This window comes from Vibrio litoralis DSM 17657 (genome assembly GCF_000426765.1).
GTDB lineage: Bacteria > Pseudomonadota > Gammaproteobacteria > Enterobacterales > Vibrionaceae > Vibrio > Vibrio litoralis.
This window is the reverse complement of the sequence record NZ_KE384566.1, coordinates 571,881-589,352: the sequence shown is the minus strand read 5'-3', so window position 1 is coordinate 589,352 and position 17,472 is coordinate 571,881. Positions and strand designations below refer to the sequence as shown.

20 protein-coding genes are annotated in these 17,472 nt (G+C 43.8%); all 20 read right to left on the bottom strand.

All coding sequences use genetic code 11. The features are described from left to right. Positions 1-4: 4 nt before the first annotated feature. Entirely contained in the window at positions 5-505 is a 501-nt protein-coding gene (locus tag K358_RS0113095) for a hypothetical protein (RefSeq protein WP_027697243.1), read from the bottom strand. Between the two features lie 26 nt (positions 506-531). Further along, positions 532-1,740, bottom strand: a complete 1,209-nt coding sequence (locus K358_RS19395; RefSeq protein ID WP_027697242.1) for a hypothetical protein — start codon at positions 1,738-1,740, stop codon at positions 532-534. A 10-nt stretch (positions 1,741-1,750) separates the two neighbouring features. Continuing rightward, a complete protein-coding gene (locus tag K358_RS0113085; RefSeq protein WP_027697241.1) occupies positions 1,751-2,083 on the bottom strand; it encodes a hypothetical protein in 333 nt (110 codons plus the stop codon). Positions 2,084-2,092: 9 nt separating this feature from the next. Further along, on the bottom strand, positions 2,093-2,707 hold the full coding sequence (locus K358_RS0113080; protein ID WP_027697240.1) for a hypothetical protein: 615 nt from the start codon (positions 2,705-2,707) through the stop codon (positions 2,093-2,095). Positions 2,708-2,848: 141 nt separating this feature from the next. Further along, the gene (locus K358_RS0113075) at positions 2,849-5,524 is read right to left on the bottom strand and encodes a M14 family metallopeptidase (RefSeq protein ID WP_027697239.1); all 2,676 of its coding nucleotides are present in this window, start codon (positions 5,522-5,524) and stop codon (positions 2,849-2,851) included. After that, positions 5,517-7,544, bottom strand: coding sequence for a hypothetical protein (locus K358_RS0113070; protein WP_027697238.1), 2,028 nt, complete (start codon positions 7,542-7,544; stop codon positions 5,517-5,519). Before K358_RS0113070 ends, K358_RS0113075 begins: the two co-directional genes overlap by 8 nt. Beyond that, complete coding sequence (locus K358_RS18535; RefSeq protein ID WP_051241311.1) at positions 7,544-7,987, bottom strand: hypothetical protein; 444 nt, start codon at positions 7,985-7,987, stop codon at positions 7,544-7,546. The genes K358_RS0113070 and K358_RS18535 overlap by 1 nt, the downstream gene beginning before the upstream one ends. 3 nt (positions 7,988-7,990) lie before the next feature. Beyond that, on the bottom strand, positions 7,991-8,488 hold the full coding sequence (locus tag K358_RS0113060) for a hypothetical protein (RefSeq protein ID WP_027697237.1): 498 nt from the start codon (positions 8,486-8,488) through the stop codon (positions 7,991-7,993). A 98-nt stretch (positions 8,489-8,586) separates the two neighbouring features. Then, positions 8,587-9,582 (bottom strand): N4-gp56 family major capsid protein, encoded by a 996-nt coding sequence (locus tag K358_RS0113055; RefSeq protein WP_027697236.1) that lies wholly within the window; start codon positions 9,580-9,582, stop codon positions 8,587-8,589. A 25-nt stretch (positions 9,583-9,607) separates the two neighbouring features. Further along, positions 9,608-10,456: a hypothetical protein gene (locus tag K358_RS0113050; protein WP_027697235.1), complete on the bottom strand. Its 849-nt coding sequence runs from the start codon at positions 10,454-10,456 to the stop codon at positions 9,608-9,610. A gap of 124 nt (positions 10,457-10,580) precedes the next feature. Next, positions 10,581-10,751, bottom strand: coding sequence for a hypothetical protein (locus K358_RS19290; protein ID WP_156888734.1), 171 nt, complete (start codon positions 10,749-10,751; stop codon positions 10,581-10,583). Next, on the bottom strand, positions 10,742-10,945 hold the full coding sequence (locus tag K358_RS0113040; protein WP_027697234.1) for a hypothetical protein: 204 nt from the start codon (positions 10,943-10,945) through the stop codon (positions 10,742-10,744). The genes K358_RS19290 and K358_RS0113040 overlap by 10 nt, the downstream gene beginning before the upstream one ends. A gap of 168 nt (positions 10,946-11,113) precedes the next feature. Continuing rightward, entirely contained in the window at positions 11,114-13,345 is a 2,232-nt protein-coding gene (locus K358_RS0113035; protein ID WP_051241310.1) for a portal protein, read from the bottom strand. Position 13,346: 1 nt separating this feature from the next. Further along, entirely contained in the window at positions 13,347-14,888 is a 1,542-nt protein-coding gene (locus K358_RS0113030) for a hypothetical protein (protein ID WP_027697232.1), read from the bottom strand. A gap of 2 nt (positions 14,889-14,890) precedes the next feature. Further along, positions 14,891-15,058 (bottom strand): hypothetical protein, encoded by a 168-nt coding sequence (locus K358_RS19285; protein ID WP_156888733.1) that lies wholly within the window; start codon positions 15,056-15,058, stop codon positions 14,891-14,893. Beyond that, on the bottom strand, positions 15,042-15,734 hold the full coding sequence (locus tag K358_RS0113020; RefSeq protein ID WP_027697231.1) for a hypothetical protein: 693 nt from the start codon (positions 15,732-15,734) through the stop codon (positions 15,042-15,044). Before K358_RS0113020 ends, K358_RS19285 begins: the two co-directional genes overlap by 17 nt. Before the next feature lie 30 nt (positions 15,735-15,764). Then, the gene (locus K358_RS18845) at positions 15,765-16,124 is read right to left on the bottom strand and encodes a hypothetical protein (protein ID WP_051241309.1); all 360 of its coding nucleotides are present in this window, start codon (positions 16,122-16,124) and stop codon (positions 15,765-15,767) included. After that, positions 16,124-16,423, bottom strand: coding sequence for a Y16D family protein (locus K358_RS18525; protein WP_051241308.1), 300 nt, complete (start codon positions 16,421-16,423; stop codon positions 16,124-16,126). The genes K358_RS18845 and K358_RS18525 overlap by 1 nt, the downstream gene beginning before the upstream one ends. 10 nt (positions 16,424-16,433) lie before the next feature. Next, entirely contained in the window at positions 16,434-16,859 is a 426-nt protein-coding gene (locus tag K358_RS0113005; RefSeq protein WP_027697230.1) for a M15 family metallopeptidase domain-containing protein, read from the bottom strand. A 224-nt stretch (positions 16,860-17,083) separates the two neighbouring features. After that, positions 17,084-17,386: a hypothetical protein gene (locus K358_RS0113000; protein ID WP_027697229.1), complete on the bottom strand. Its 303-nt coding sequence runs from the start codon at positions 17,384-17,386 to the stop codon at positions 17,084-17,086. Positions 17,387-17,472 lie beyond the last annotated feature (86 nt).

The following is a 17,472-nucleotide window of genomic DNA, read 5'->3' as shown; positions in this document are numbered from 1 at the left end:
CCCCTTACATTTGTTGTGGCTGTCCACCAGCACTTTGTTGCATTGGTTGTGCGCTAGGTTGCTGCTCCTGTGGTTCTGCTTGTTGCTGAGCTTGCCCTGCACCTTGCTTAATATTTTCTGCAAACTTTTGCATGAATGCTTGGAACTCTTGCTTTTGTGGATCTGAAATTAAATCTCCACCCATTTGCAAAAGCATTCCCATCGCGACGAAAAACACCTCACCAACCGCTCGACTTAACTTTTGGTCAGACAGACCCATAGATTGAAGAAGCTTGGTAGCCAGATTCATTGCGCTACGCAAAACGACTTGTGTGGGAATTTGCTTTCCATGCTCTTTGGCTGCAGTGATAGCCCCTAAAATTGAGCCAGCAATCATCATCCCTGCTGCGTTGGCTGGATCGTTAGCGTCTAGTTGCATGCCTGATTGCTGCATGCTTTGCTCCGCCATCGAATCAAACTTGCCTTGCATGGCATCTTGGCCTTGTTGTTTTAATTGATTAAGCATGAGTTGCTCCTATGACATAAGTTTGATTAAAAGGTAAAGTTAAATCGAGCCGATTGATTTGCCCAGCCTGTGTTATATGGATCAATGAATTCAAGGCTATCGACTTGATCTATTGTTCCTTGCTCGGGCAGTGTCGCTGATGGCGTCTTGAGGTTGGCAAGAATTCCATTGCTGCCATTCCCTCCTGACAACCTACTGTTTGCACTGGTAGTGTCAACATCATAGCCATACCTTTCTTGATGTTCTCTGACATCATCTTTAAATTGCTCCCTAGCATAAATTCCGTCTGCCATCTCTGCTATTGGGCCTGCAAATGGGGCGGCCATCGACAAGGCTTTAGCGGCTGTTTGACTGCCGTTTTTTAAAGCTGCGTATGCACCAAACGCTTGTGCTCCACCAGTTAAATTCCCTATAAATCCGTTGGATTCTAATTGATTATCCAAAGTGCTTCTAACGTCACTCTCCCAGTTACTAATCTCTCCCGAAAATGCACTACGGACTGCATTGATACCGGACTCTGCCAACTCCGAACCAAGCCCACCAAAAGGCATTGATGCCATTTTGGAAAAAGCTTTTACACCAAGATCTGTTGCGTTTCTATCAAGCGCATCGTCAATATCTCTAGCTAAATCTGTGTCGGTATAATAACGGTCTGGATTTTGAGTAAGTTGGGATTTTGTAAAGCCCATTTTCTCTTGCATTGCTGTTGGGCTTTGAAAGTCTACGCTTTTATTTAACGCCCCTACTCCATACGAATCTGATTGAGCGTCATCATTCAGGCTTACACTATCAAGCCCCATAGCGCCCATTCCCGTATCAGCCTTAAAACTACTCAACAACCCACCAGACGAGGCCAAGTTACCATCAGTGAGTGATTCATTGGCTCGGGCTAAAGACTCTTTTGCTAGCTGCTCTTGCCTTTCTTGCGCCTCAGCTAGTTGTCTTGCCTTTCTAGCAGCTTTAGCTTCCGCCTCTGCTTTTGCTTTAGCTTCCACCTCAGCCTTGGCCTTTGCTTCTGCAGCGGCTTTTTCTGCTGCTTTACGCTCAGCTTTAGAGTTGCTATCGTTATTGTTTTTGCCACCGTACTGGTAGTTATTTAATGAATCAGCACCAAAGGTATTGCTACCCTCTTTGCTTCCTCCACCTTTACGGTCACCACCAAAGTTACCGCCGCCACCAATACCACCATCACTTCCTGCTCCACCCTGCCGTGAAGGTCCACCCTCATATCTCATGGCTTACTCCTTATTTTTTAAGTGAACTCAAAATGCCATTGCCCGCCAAGGCTTTTGGTGAGCTAGCATCCGGATCATTAAACGTAAAGCCAAGGCCGGAGGTTGGCGTGGTAGACCAAGCGTTACGCTCATCTTTAAGTCTCTGAGCTAGGTTGGTGTTTTCAATGTCAAAGCTGTGATTTAACTTTGCTAAATCCTTTGCATTGCTATGCGCTTGCTTTTGAAGCTCCGAGTTAGCCAAATACGAACCACCCGCACTTAATGCAGATCCAAGCACGTTCGAACCTGCATCCGACTTAAAAAAGTCCATAGTTGAATCAAAAATCTTTCCAATATCAAACATGTGTTACTCCTAGATTAAGTCGGGAAAATCCATCCAGTCAGACTGAGCGGTTTTCAGAGAGGAAAAGGCTGTCTTCATTTCATTTAGTCTTTGCTTGGTTTCAGATTCTAATGTGGCGATAGCTTTGTTTTTATCTGCAGTTGTCATATCTGAAGCCTGAATACCTTCATACGCATTCATGTATCCAGACATTAAGCCGTTATAGCCATTGATATATTCACCCACCGTATTCGCTCGAACACTTTCTTCTTGGAGCTTTTGATCATGACGCTGCGCCACATTCTGCTGCGCCATTGGTAGTGCGGCATCGACCATCGCTCGCTGGGCTGCCTCCGAACCTAATGTTGAATTACCTAAACCACGACTACTCGCTGCGCGCTTACCATTCGCCGCTGCACTTCGCATAGCCAGTGAGTTTTGATTAGTGATGCTTGCAACTTCATCTGCCACATTTAATGTGTTGGGGTTGCTAGTGATCGGTGTGCTTTGCGTGGGAATAGCCGACTGTAAATTAGTAGACGTTGCATTACTGGAAACCGCATTGGTTTTAGCCGCGTTCTCCGCTGTAGTGGCACCACCACTCACACCTGAAGTGGTTTTTAATCCGTTGAGTATTCCGGTCATAATGGCCTCTGAAATTTAGGTACAAAAAAACCAGCGCGAAGGCTGGTTAAGGTTATTGTTTACGCTTTGGCAGATAAGAAAAATATCAAGCAGGTTAATGAAAAGCACCCGGCCACATCGTTACCTCTGGGCATTTTTTTATTAATAGTACGGGACAACCCTTACCATTTCATCTTCCTCTGTCGCCAAATCAACTACAACTGTTTCATCGCCTAAACTGCTTGGGATAAAATCCCAGTTCATAGCATATCGCCAGATTGTAGCTTTACCGTTACTTACTCTCGCAGCTAATCCTAATGTAGCTGTTCCGGGAGAACTGCCGTCATTACCAATCTTCATAGTGGGAGAGACTGGAAATGTAGCACAGAATGGAATGGTTATTCGATCATTTAAGGTAGACACCGTAGAGAAAACCTCATTAAGATTTGTCCTGTATGTTATTCGCCAATATCCAGCATCCCCAAACGGGTCATTGTACCCAGCCTTACCTTGATAGTTTTGTCCATAAAAAGGCATAGCAATAAACTGTAAAGCTTCATCACCTGATACGGTTATAGTGCCATTTATGCGGATATAACCAGCCGTATCAATAGGGACCTTAACTGAAAATTCAGGTATTATTGTTGTGTCAGTTGCGCTAACAAATATACCATCTACAGGGTCATCTTTGGTCCAAGCTGCCATACCAGCCCTTGGCATGGACTTACCAGACTGAGTAGCATTACATGACACCTGAGAGAGGGCAAGTAGCAGATTTCCATAGTAACGGGTACAAGCTGTGTTACATTCCGGTCCGAATAATGAGCCGTAGTAGCCCGGGTCAAACTCTGGGTTAGCTGTGTACATACCGAAGTTTTTGTGACACCAAGTGTACATTGATGGGTTATACCCGCGCTTGATTCTGAGGTTGTTCCTGCCAAATTCACCATTATTCATTGCATCTATAGCTTTACCAAAGACATCCCAACCGTTCGCACCATCCCCCGGAATGTACAAAGGAAAACTCCCTCTAGTTCCTGTTGAACTAAAGTTATGGAAGTCAATATACGCGAGAGCTTCAGGGTGTGCCTCTACTAAATCTCGCATTATTCGAGCTTCTTTTTCCGACCATACAGCGTCACCTTTATAGTCAGCATGTCCCACACCTGCTTGATAGTAATCATCCCAATGGTAGTCGGCATTACGGTTAAGGTTTACAGTGTTGACATTACCACGAGAATTTGTGCTGTACCCATAGGGATTGAGGTTAGGTACAACTAACCACCTTACCGCATTTTTTGCGTAAGTAAACTGTGCTGATTCCTTCCAATTTTCTAGCATGTGACGGAAGAAGAACCAAGTGGCATACTGGCTTAACCGTTCACTGCCGTGAATATTACAAGATATAATGATTGTCTTATCATACTGCTTCGGTTTAAAGTCGTATAGATAGATAGGAAAGGTATCAGACTCGTCATTACCTAGAGATGTCTTAGTGATCCAGTCTGGCTCTTTCTCTAGTAATGAGTCCCATAATTCTGAGTAAGCAAGCATCGGGTCGTAGTTAAACCCATTAAAGATCGGGTCAGGTAAGTCAGTCCTCATGTTGTCCATTTCAGGGGTGTCCCAGTAAACATACCCGCCTGACACATATCGGAATTCAATTACTCTCTCTAGATTTATGTCATTCCCATCTACCGTAATGGTTGCATCATTATCTGTAACTTCGACAATATTTGTTACATCTCCAGTTACAGGAATTTTCGCAAAGTAAGTGTTTTGAGTGTTTACATCAAAAAAGTAACTTACTCCTGACAAAGTGCCAGTCTGTAGATAGGAAACTTCTGCGTAACCAACATTATTCGCAATAGCCACATGGTGGAGATCTGAATCATCAAATTTCAAAAACCATTCGTGCGAATCATCGGTTGGCGTAGCACCATCAATCACAAGTGGAAATGTATTGCTTGATGATGCCGCATACATGCAATCGTCAAATTCAAGTAACTGGTTAACTGAGCTGACTTCTTTCCCTACTGCCCATAAACCTAAAGACGTATCCCAACGACTGGCTGAAGCGAATGTCTCCGCAATAAGCTTAGTTTCATCACGCGCTTCCACAGTTTCTTGTTTTGCTTCTAGTGTTACATTTTTTGCATCAACCGTGGTTTGCGTATCTTGGCTAACTTGTTGTTGCTTTTGTGTGACATCATTTTGACGTTCAATGATATCTTGTTGACGCTGTTCAACATCTTGACGTGCGGTTAATGTTATCTGTGTATTTTCAGCGACATTTTGTTGCAGAGCGAGCAAGTCTAAAAGTAATGCATCTGGTACTAAACCCACATCCACCAAGATCTCATCATCTTCAACCAAGGCATCTGTAAATGTGATTATTCTTGTGTCACGGTCATAAGTAAAATCAACCGTTTGATACTTACGCAATCCGTTTTTGTGAATATATGCAATAGACTCAAACTGCGCAGGCACAATAATAGTGGTTTGTCCTTCAGTGGCTAGATAGCGAAGAGTTGCATAACGTTCGGAAAAATCCCCTACACCACCAACAAAGTTTTCCAAATTATCTAATCGGGCATCTTGCTCGTTGTTACGACCTTTTTCTACTTTTAGTTGCAAGTTCGTGGCTGGATGTTGGTCCTCGGTAGGCGTTAAAATCGTAAACGGTGAAGTAAAGCCTTTTGATTCGCCATCAAGCCTTGGCGTTGGTAACTTTTCAAATGCCGTTTGTACTGCGTCAAACTCCCCAGAAACTTCTTGTCCCCTTGCAACAGTATGAGGTGAGAATTCGTTAGTACGTTCAAAATAATCATTAGACACGGTAATGCCTCCGAGGAATGTAAGATAAGGTATAACCACTTATGTCGAAGTTCTTTTCATAAGTACTGATACCCGATAGAAATAAAGAAACGTTTTTACCATGACCATCTAAGTAGATAGCAGGCGTAACATAATCAGGACTTGACCAATAAAACTCATTCCATGCTGATTCATTCCATCGGCCACCGCCACCAGATGCAATGCCTACACTAGAACGAGACTGGGGAATATACTCACTGGAGTAATCAATAGTGTGTTGATGGCGAAGCTTTAATGAACCGTTAGATCCCAACTGTAATTCAACATCATTCCAGCTCTTTATTGTGGTGGGCGATCCACAATGGGTATATGCCAAGCGCAAACTCCACTCGATAGGTTCACCTGCAAAAGAGCACACCACATCGTTTAGGGAATAAATTCGGCCATCATCAAATGCTAAGTAAGTGTTGTTGTCGGTATTCCACACACCTTTTACTGGCTTGTGGTATTTAAAGAAGGTTGCACGCGTTGAACCATCACTTAATAGCTGAATAACGACGTGCTTTTTATTCTCATTCCTTTGATAAAAACGGATCTGGTTATTTTCATCATGTACGGAATGTGCAAAGAAATCGGTAAGCGCGAATTGAAAGGCCGCATCACCAAGTAATTGGTTTGCGCTGAGTTCTGAAGTAACGAAATCGCCATAGGCTTGAGTTTGATTAACGTTAATGAAACCGTTTTTAGAGTGGGCAACTGGTACAAAAGTGGATGTCATAGTACCAGCAGTTACACCTACGTTGGATAAAGGCACTTTAGTCCAATCATCACGAGTACTGCCTGCTAGTAACTGAATATTGTTAGCACAACCAATGAGCATGTAATCACCCACCAAAGATTGCAAACAAGTGATTTCATCGCCGGTACCAAACTGTTCTGCACCTAACAAAATTTCCCAGTTTAACGGTTCACCTACAACGCTATGACCAAATTGACCTCCGACAAATGACAAAAATAAATGATTTTTATGGACTTCAATATCCGTAATGTCTCGATCATCATTCACAACAATAGGGATGACTACGCCATCAGGACGAACCTCAACCACTTCTTTCCCATTAGTACCGTAAGCATAGCGAGTTGAACTACTTGCATAGAAATTGTGATAAATAAAAGTCCAGTTCAATCCAGCCGTTAATTCGGTTTTAATCCCGACCGTTGCCGTTTTAGCCACAACAGCAGAATCAATTAACACATCACTACCAACTTCAGCGATAACATCTGTATCTAAAATAACTCGACCAGTTTGTCCATTTGCTGAAAAAGCACTAGCTAAAATGATGTGGCTAATTGAATCTATGATTAGCGTTCCACCATCAATAAATAGATCCGGGCTTATCACGTCCGATAATTCAACAATGAAGGTGTCTTGAACGGTTTGCCATGCATGATCGGTAGTTGCTACGCTGACCTCGCAAACCTCACCAGAATCACGAAAACCAATTATCTGTCCATTAATCTCAGCCACACCGCGCAATTGGCCATCCCCATTTGGTGGGGTGACCATTTGCATTGCAACTGAATGAGCATCCGCAAGGTATTGTGCTTGCTCATCTGCAGTACTGCCAAACCCATAAGGAAATAATAAAATCACAGTAGATTCCGTTACACTCCCTCCACTGGTGATTGTGATGGGCGTGTCGGTTTCTGTTATTTCAAGGTTTACCGCAGCAACTCTGAGTGCATTTTCTTCAAGATCTACAGCCAGTATGGTGCCTACTTCACCATTCACATTTACGGTACCACCAACCCAAGACGTATCTAATGGATCGGCAATCTCAATGCGAAAGTAAATGAATTCATGAGCTAATGGCCCAAAGTCTATAGGCTCTAACCCTTCAATACGACCAAAGCCACCGCCCCATAACGGTTGCATATTATCAGCAATAATCGCATTACCAGGTTCTTTAGCAATAGGAGGTGTGACGAGATCAATGGTTCCATTCAAGGCAACATATTGTGTTTTGATTGGATTGGCCATTACCACCACCATTCCACATCTGGATCGATTTTCTTAGGCACTCCTAGCTCTTGCCCGAAATATCGATTACACAACTTTAATAGCTGCTCTTCGTACTTCTCCTGAGCTTTAGCTCGAAGTTCTGGTGCATTCAAACGAACCGAGTCCCCCATCATCGCCTTCCATACGATGATCAATTGGAATTGTTCTGGCACGAATGGCATTTCAAGGGAGGTTTTTAATATTTGTGGGTTGTCTTGAGTATAAAGTTCGCCAGTCTCGACATCTTTAACACCCCAAAACTCTGCATCCCAAGTGCGCTGTGTTTGAATATCCATCCATGCTTCACGAACGCTATCCACTACCTCTTGATATTTGCCTGTTTGTTTTTCGACCGAAGTCATGCCGACACCACTGTCGCGCATTTCACGGTGTAGGCGTTGACATAACTCCAAAAAGGTCATGGATTACACCACGCCAACAAATTCAATATTATAGCTAGGGAAAGAGATTTGCTTTAACGAGCCATCTTTCTCTTGCGTGTAACGTTTTTCTTTGGCTTGCTGAATCATCTTGATCACCGGAACCGGTAAATCAACTTGTTCACCAAACTTAATGGTGGCGCGCCATTCATTTAAACCAAAGAATTCCTGCGTACGACCTTTTGCATCGCCATTGACAGTAATAATGACGACTTTACGTTCATGTTTAGCAATGGGGATGTTTTTCGGTGAGGCGGGATTTAATGTTGCCGTTGCGCCAACGATTGCTGATGGCTTCATTGCTTCAGGCATAAGATCAATAGGGCGCTCAATACCGTTGTTTTCTTCAAATGTGATAATAGCTTCAATCAATTCAGCTTTAGAGTCTGAATCGGACATTTCGACACCGCAGTGATCTTTAAGGTGCTTAATAAGGGACGCTTTAACCTGCGCATCTAGATTTACAATTGGATATTGTGACATGGGATTTCTCCATACGTTGTCATGCTTAATATGTACAAACAAAAAACCCGACTTAATTGTCGGGTTTTATCTGTGTTGCTTAGGCTTCAACTGATTAATTACAATAAATCACTTGCTGCAGCTTCAATGCGAATCATCCATGCTTCGTTCAAGCGGATTCCAGCAAACCACATTTTCCAGCCAACTGAACCGGTTTGACCAAGTTCGTCACCTTTTTCTGGCTTGCCAGGATTGCGCACTAAAATATCCGCTGAATCTTTACCTTTCAGAGGGCAGTTCGCATACGCATCGGAACCAAATACGATGATTGGATACACATCGGCACTTGTACCAGTGGTAGACATCACACCTGTCGCGGCGCCACCTGCATCGGCAATGGGTTCAAGCAATGGGGTAGTAATGAAACGCACGTTCTCTACCGAACCAAATTCTTCAGCAACGATAGGCTTACGAGAACCATAATCCGCAACTGAGGTAAAGCCAGCCAAATCACGAATATCAGGCTCTAAATCAGTATGACAAACCGCAATGTATGCCGCTTCGATCGATTGAGTGCCGTATTCAACGCTAGATTTAACAATGCTAGTTTTCTTCTTGGCACGGTTAGTTGAAAGAGTTCGCACAGCCTGGCGTAACTTAGGTAGGCCTAACTTGGTGTTTACTTCATCACGCGCAGTACCATTTGCGTAAACTACCGATGTACCACCTTGTAGAACACCCCACAATAAGATCTCTGCGGTTTCACCCGCTTGCTCACCAGAAAGCATCATACCTTTTTGAAGTACTGGATCTTCGTGAGTGTCTTGAATTACATCGGTAATCTCAGACCACGCACCAAATTGTTGAAGGTTGGTTTCCACATCTTCAAACACAATCTTTTGGGATTCAGGGCGAACGCCTTCTGTTAGTGGTGTAGTCGCCGGTGCAAACGGAACCGCACGACGGAACTTAATGTTCTGGCCTTTATTTTTGGGTACAGGCTCAGTTTGACCAAGCTTGGTAAGAACAAGGATTGGCTCAGCGTGTTTTAAAAACTGAGCTTTGGCATAAATGCCAACACGAGGTGACACGTCACCATAAGTAGTAGTAGCCATAATTGAGGTTTCCTATAAAAACGAATTAACCATCTAGCTCTCTGGCTGCTTGCTTAAATAGCGCATCTTCATCATCTGCTGAGAACTCGGTATTTCGACTGCCACCACGACCGGACGGAAGCGCACCCATTGCACTCAATTGATTAGAACGACGCACCGCTGCTGCTTTACCAGGGTGCTGAGATTGGAATTGGCTAAGAATGTAAATGGCGTCTTGTGGATCGGTACTCTCAGAGGCTAGCTTTTGTAGTCCTGCCGGTTGCAATGCAAGCCAGCGATCATACGCAGGGTCATTCACCATCTTGGCTGCGTCAGGAAATGCTTCCAACACAGCACTTTGGTTTTCTTCTGCTTGAGCGGTTGAGATAGATTCAAGTTCACCGTTAATTACAGTACTTAGCGGATCAGTGATGGATTTCATGCGTTGCGAAACATTGCCCAGTGATCGAGCAAAGCTGTTCTTCATTGTTTCAGCTAGCTCTGGGTAATCTTCTGCAAAGTCAGCGTCAATCAAATCATCAATATCGGCACCCTGTTCGGCTGCGGAACGTGACTCTTCAAGTTGTTGCTGTGCTTTCTTCCATCGCGCTTCAGCTGCTTTCACTCGGCCTGTTTGTGATGCGACCTTGTGATTCAAACGCTGATTTTCTGATTGGAGCTGTTCAAACTCTTTACGAGCGTCATCAGGAATTGAATTCATCCAAGATGGCGAGTCAGTGTGATCAGCACTGTCCTCTTGTTGATTCACTTCCTCTTTGTGAGGCCCAGCTTCGGAGTTATCACTTCCACCAGTTAATTCGCCTTCAACCTCAGAAGCGGCGGCTTTAAAAGCGGCACCTTCATCAATCTCTTGGCGTTCTGTTTCATCTGTCATAAAGACATCTCCTGCGGCTCTCGCGGCAATGAGTTAGTGCGGTTACCTTCAATAGAAAGTAACGGCAATAAAAAAGCCCCAACACATAATGCGTTGAGGCTGGTTAATTTCCCTTTGAATGGGGTTAATCTTGGATCTCGGAAAGCAAATCTTTTAATGCTTCAATCTTTCCGCGAATTTTATCTGTTTGCTTGGCATCTATGTCACCACAAAGGATTTCTTTCTGGGTCTCAACTTCTTCCGTTAAGTACTTTTTCAGCACAACCTTAGCTTGCACATCGAGTTTTAATGACATATCTGCTGCTCTAATTGGTGAGTACCTTTAAACTTCAGAGCGACCGCCATCTTTGCCAATTGATAACGGCGTCCAATTTGATCTCGAATATCAGAACACTCGCTAAATGGATTAATGAAAATACCAAACTGCTGATACATAGCATAATCAATGCATGAAGCTAATGTAGTTTGATATGGCCCTGACTGACGCATAGATTATTCCTTAAACTAAAAAGCCCCGAGCACCCTCACCAGAAGGCAAAAATGCGCAGGGCCAGAAAGCAAAAAAGCCGACTCATAAAGTCAGCTTTCCATCTTGTATAAAATTTACCCCACTATTGGGATAAGTGCAAATGTTAGAAGTGAAAACTCTTCACTATATCAATCCATACCGAAGTTATTCTCTGCATACGGCATTGGCTGGGTCTTCATCTTCATTTCTGCTGCAAACTTCTCTGCGTCTAATCGTTGCTGAGATCTGAGCTTCTTGATTTCAGTGACAAGCTTTTCTGTGTTCCATTTATCTTTCTGCGCCAGTTCGTAGAGTTTCAATTCTGCTTGCTGTTGCAACTTCACCTGCTCAGCTTCAAAGCGCATCATCAACTCTTTGTTCTTCAGCTGTTGAGAGCTCATATTTACTTGTGCCTTCACTTGCTCAAGTTGCATATCGTTATTCGCCTTGAATTGCTCCATCTGCTTTTCATGCTCAAACTTCATTTGCTGCAGTTGCATGTCCATTTGTGCTTTCATGACAGACGGGTCTTGAGGCTGTTGCTGCGCTTGCTCTTGTTGCTGCTGAATGATCTGATCGTATTCCGACTTAGGCTTAAGCATGGTTTGAACGCCAAGGCTCATAGATTTAACCAAGCTTTCAAGCCCGTTGTACCAATCAAAAGCAGGCGCTAAATGCGGATGAGCGCTAAAGCGGTCCATCATTTCTATGATTTGGGCTGTCTGCATTTCCTTGACAAGCAAGGCGCTAGTGCCCCGAGCGACAATATTCATGTCACCTTTAATTTCACTACTGTCATTAAACTGCATGTTCCACGCATAGAATCGCTGAATAAGTGGCTTAGTAATGTCATCATCGAATTCTTTTACCTGGCGACGACGCACCGCATTAGCCGCATTCATCAGCATAGACATGCCGCCCAGTGTTGGCGTAACTTGCCCTTGCTCTCCTTGACTGATCATCGGCAAGCCCGACTCTTCATCCATGAAAGCTTTTGCCATGCCAATCATATTACTGAACTCAGTTTGTCTAGACTGAAAACTAAATACACCGAAAGCTTTATTAGCCTCAAAGTTTGCTGTTGCGCTCGATTTATCAAGCGTCTTCCAAACCTTGTTAGGTGCAAAGTCCCAACTACCATCAGCCGGCTGCAACACAGATTTATTCACAACAATCTGATCACCAATCGTTGTCACGCCATTATCAATCATACCGCGCCATGACATATTTAGGATGTCTTGAGCGTCGCGGCAAAGATAAGGAATACCGTAACCAAATAAGCAAGACACGTCAGGCTCACAGGTATAAATAGAATATGGCAGGTCTTGGGTATCGAATGGATTTAGGTTAACACTAATCACAGTACCATCACCTGCCATGACGATCACACCTTCAACCTCCATTCCGTAGTTATCGTCGTTTTCGTCCACAACGCCTGCTTCATAAAGCACATCGATAGGAACGGGACCATGATACGTCCATAACTCATAACGCTTTTCTTTATACGTTGGTTGTAAGCCAGTCATTGTGCGCAACTGGTTTACATATCCCATCACATCTGATTGCTGAGCATGGGTTGCCGTAGGCTCTCGCCTAATAAGCTTTTTAATATTTTCACGTTCTTTGGTTTCATCACGCAACATGCCAATCAGGTCTTTCTTGGTCACATAAGCACGCTCAAACGTGTACTCACTATCATCCAAACAAGTTGCCGACATGTCTGGAACGAAATCCCACGGCATAACACAGCGTGCAGCTGGAACCATCTTTTTAACTTGCGTTGCCGCCCAACCAATACCTTCTTGCTCCTCCCACTTGGACGATATGGAAACTTCAACAACAGGGCCACGAATAATACCTGTACCTAATACGCCAGCGTAATGCAGCATCCATCGTGCCTCACCCGAGTAATCACACTCCAATAGTTGATCATCAATTTGTGATTCCATTGCCCTAGCACGCTGCACCGCTTCATCCATAATTCTCTTGGCTTGCACCGCTTCATCTGTCTCCATTCCGGGATCAGAGTTAACAACCTTTTCGAGATCAGGGATTGGCGTCGGTTGAATGCCGTAGTTCTTATCATCAGCAGGGAAAAGCATATCGGTCATTTGAGCCACCCAAGCATCCGTCTTGCTTCGGGTATATCCAACATAAACAGAAGACTGGTGATTCTCTTTGGCCTTGGCGTACACATCAGCCTTATATTTGCTCATGTAGTTGCGCATATCCGTAACCCATCGCTCTTCAATTGGCCTGCGTTGGTCCATCTGGGTTCGCAATGTACCCAAAAGCGTCTGACCATAGTTTTCTATTGCAGACAGCAACGCATCACTATGCCCACTTTCAGTAGGAAGTGTTTCTTCATTCTTCGTTTGCATATTAATAACCTGTAGTTGAATTCAAAATGACGCGAGAACTGGACTCATCGATAAGTTGTTCACGGTTGTTTTCTGGCATGCATGCCAAACAAAAATACTGAAAGGCATCGTTTAAGTGGGAGTACATATTCTTATCTGGTTTGTCAGTGTATTTCTCTTGGCCTGATACGTTGACGCGCTTGTATTGGTACCCAGTTTCCATACCTTTGATTAACTGACGACAATGAGGACTTATCGTAATTGCAGGTTGACCACGACCAATTAAGCGGCGCAAGAAATAACGAACGGATTCAAGCCTTGCGGTAATATTGTTGGAATGAGCCGGTTGAGCATCGAGTCCTTTCTCTTCCATGATCTGAAAGCAAGTGGTTTCGTTACTTTGCGCACGAGCCACGCCAGCCGGATCACCAAAGTATTGAACGTCACATCCTCGATACTTGGCAGCAATCAACGGAGCGAGTTGTTCATCGATGAATCGTTCCATGCCCATCGATTCAGAAACCAGCTCATCCACGACTCGAACTTGCCCCATTGGTGAAATCTGCCCAATAGTTGCCGCAGGTGTTAGACCAAAATCGACACCAACATAGGTTGTCCAACCTTTCACGGGTAAAAGCTTTTGTTCGCTAACATGGAAGTCACGGTTGAACGAATCACCAAACACTGGCTTACCATCAGCAACCGTTGCAAAGACATTGCACATTCGAGAACGGATCCAGTTAAGGGATTGACCAGGTATTTTTTCAAGCCAATACCAAAAGCCTTTCTTATGGTTACTTACGTTCTCAGCGTCTGGGTTTGCCACAAAACGCTTACCTAGGTAATCCACTACTAATCCATTATCAACCATGGCTTTCATTGCATCACTCAATGCGTCGTAAGGAATATTGGTTATCTCAGTAATCCCACTAGGCTGCTCGACAAATTCCCATCCATCAGGGCAGAGTGATTCACCTGTTTCCTCATCCACCCCTTTTTCTAATTGATACCACCAATGATCATCATCTGGAGAGTTAGTGTCCATGATCATGCCGTACCACGTTGGTCCACCATCACGCATACTTGGGTAACGTCCGGCACGAGATAATGCTTCAAGCACAATTGATTTAGGTAAGAACTGCGCCTCGTTAATCCATACCCCAGTACACTCAAGCGACATGAGTTTTGAAATGTCTTTCGGCTTATCGAGTGAAAGAAAGAAGAACTCAGCTTCAATCTGTGTTTCACCATCAGGATGCTCCATTCTCATCGTGCCAGTGATCGGACTATCAAAAACAATTGGGCAAACAGAATGAGGAATCCAGTCTTGAAAGGTTTTAATCACCGTGCCTTTAAGCTCTGGATAAGTGTTACGAATACATACCCATCGAGACTTACGAATCCCCTCACTATTAGGCTCTTGCTCAAAGCTCACTTTCATCATGTGCATAACGCACCCAACAGATTTACCACTACCGATCGGGCCACGAATAGCAGTAACTAATGGACGAATCTTATGAACCTTAGCTTTGAATGTTGGTGATGCGTCATATTTGATATGCATTGTTAATACGTCCAACCAAATAAAGACATAACCCACACACTTCTTGGCTCGCCAAACACGGCAAGAATCCAAGTCACAACTAACGAAACAACCAAACCATAAACAACAGGCACAAAAAAACCGCCCGTAGGCGGCATGAGGTACTTAAACCAATTACCAATTAATTTCATAACTCACCTTGCCTTTACCGTCATTCTTCAAGTTCTTTCTCATCACTTCGGTCTGAACCTTGTCCTTATCACTAGAAGTCTGCAGTTTAAGCGCTTTGATCTGATCAAGTAGTGAAGCTGATTTCTGCTTCTCTATCGTATTCACCATTGCATTTAGTGTCATGCCTGTTCGAAGTATTGCTTCTTCAGCGCCAGCCTTATGATTGAGATACATACTAATAAGCTCTGGGTTCTTTTCCTCTGCGCTCATTAAATCTTTAATGGTTTCTTCAATTTCAATCACCGAATTCAACTGACTGGCAAACCTAGCTCTTAAAACAGCAATCTCATCTGCTAGTGAGTCTGCTGGTATATCACTAGTAACATCAACGAACTCAGGATCAAGGTACTTCTTGTAGCCTCCATGCTTAGTTAAAAAGTTGTTCCCTGCCACGAACGGAGTGGTGACACCATTAATACGCTCAACTGGGCTAGTGTTTTGACTTGGTGGCTTAGGTGGCTCAAACTCTTTGCCAGAAACCTTTGCCATTCTTGCAGCCGCACTAGTACCACTGTCAGACTTAATATGTTTTCTAGCTGTGTTGTGATTTAAACGCTTAGTCTTACACCACTCTTTAAGTGATAACTCTTGCTGTTCAAACTCTTCACGTAGCTTTGCCCAGTTATGCCTAGCCATAATACTTCTTAGCAATTAATGTTGGGCAGATTACTTCTTTGCTTTCATCTTGCCGATAAAGCCTTCAGTTGCTCCACCTGCAAAATAGAAAACCATGATCCAGAACACTGGCTCACCAAGCGTATCAACATTCCATTGAATAATTGTCTCCGCCGTTTCTTTCGGAACACCCAGCATGTAGCCGATTGCGCATATTGAAAAGACCGACACAAATGGGATGGCAAATGTTAGAGCGAGCAAGCGCTGAGCAAGCTTAAACGGTTCGTACAATTTCAAAAGATTGGCCTTGTTCTCTGCTTTTTCTTCATCGGTATAAAAAACCTTATCAATGGCTTTCATTGAATTATCTATCACACTATCACTGCCAAATATTTTTGCTAATAACCCCATTACCAAACTCCTTCGCTATAAAGTTCACTTCCATCCCCGCCATTTCTGTTTGGGTAAAATGGCTGTCCAGACTCTTTAACTAGAGCTAACGCCTCAACCCTATCTAAAAAGTTTCCTTTATTATCAATAAACCCTTGCACCACATCACCACGAGACTCAACCAGTTCGAGGCCACGCTGCGGCATTTGCTTTAATTGCCCATGCATTACTCCGTCATAATGCCTAACCCCAACAATAATGGTTTCCCCATACTTACAGGCGGCAGCTATAACCTTCCTTTCGACGCTTTCAAGCTCCACACTCACAACCCTATGCCTGAAGTAATTCAAAGTGAGGCCCGTCATACGAACCACGCTGATGCTCATCTTTGCTTGAGCCATTCTGATTCCAGTCGCCGCCCCATCGAATCTTAATCCCAAGAATACCGGCAGCTTTGAACATTGCATCAGAAACAACCTGGCACTTATCCCAAGCTGCTTGTCCACCAAGAAGGGGAATCAAATCGACTGCATGAGAAAAACCATCATCTTGAATTAGATGCTTACTATCCAATGTCCACGTCTTCTTCGGTGTTCCATAAAACAATTCATGTTGACGTTCTTTACTTCGAACCGTTTCACTCACACTGAAATCAATCTCAGTAAAAGTAATGGCCAGCGCAACGCAAGCAGCCATTGATGGATGCAGTTTATGCAACCGCCCCAAGCTACGACTTCCCAAATAATATTGAGTCATAACACTTTCCTTAACTTAATGTGGTGAGCATCGGCAAGCCAACCCACCAAACTACAGATATAAAAAAGGCCCACCAAAACGGTGAGCCGTACAATCGGGTGGCAAATTAACCCCCCCCAAAAACAGATCAAAAAAGAACATGATCCATTTCTTGTAACCTACTAACTTAAAAGGTTTTTCCGCTCCAACCGATCACCCAAAGATCAGTATTGCGCTAAAATCGGTCAGGATTCGCGTTGTTCTGTTCGGTTTTGTTCACTTTCTTTGCGCTTTGAGTTGATATAAACATAAACATCAAACGCCAACCTAAAGCCGACAAATATAAGCCCAACAATAGAAATAACATTAGCTGTGGTTAACGTAGCCTGAGCGCTAGGTAAATGCTCCGCTGCGACCTGAGCTTTTACCGATGATGTGGAGCTAACAATACTTATTCCGCCTCCACCGATATACGCAATCAACCTGCCCTTCCATTCACTCAACCTACGAAATACAACCTCTAACCAAATCATCACAACAGTTAGCATAAAACCCCACAACAAAACCCAGAGCGCAAAAACAAAAAAAGCCGACTCGTTAAAGTCAGCTTTCCATCTTTGGTTAAATTTACCCC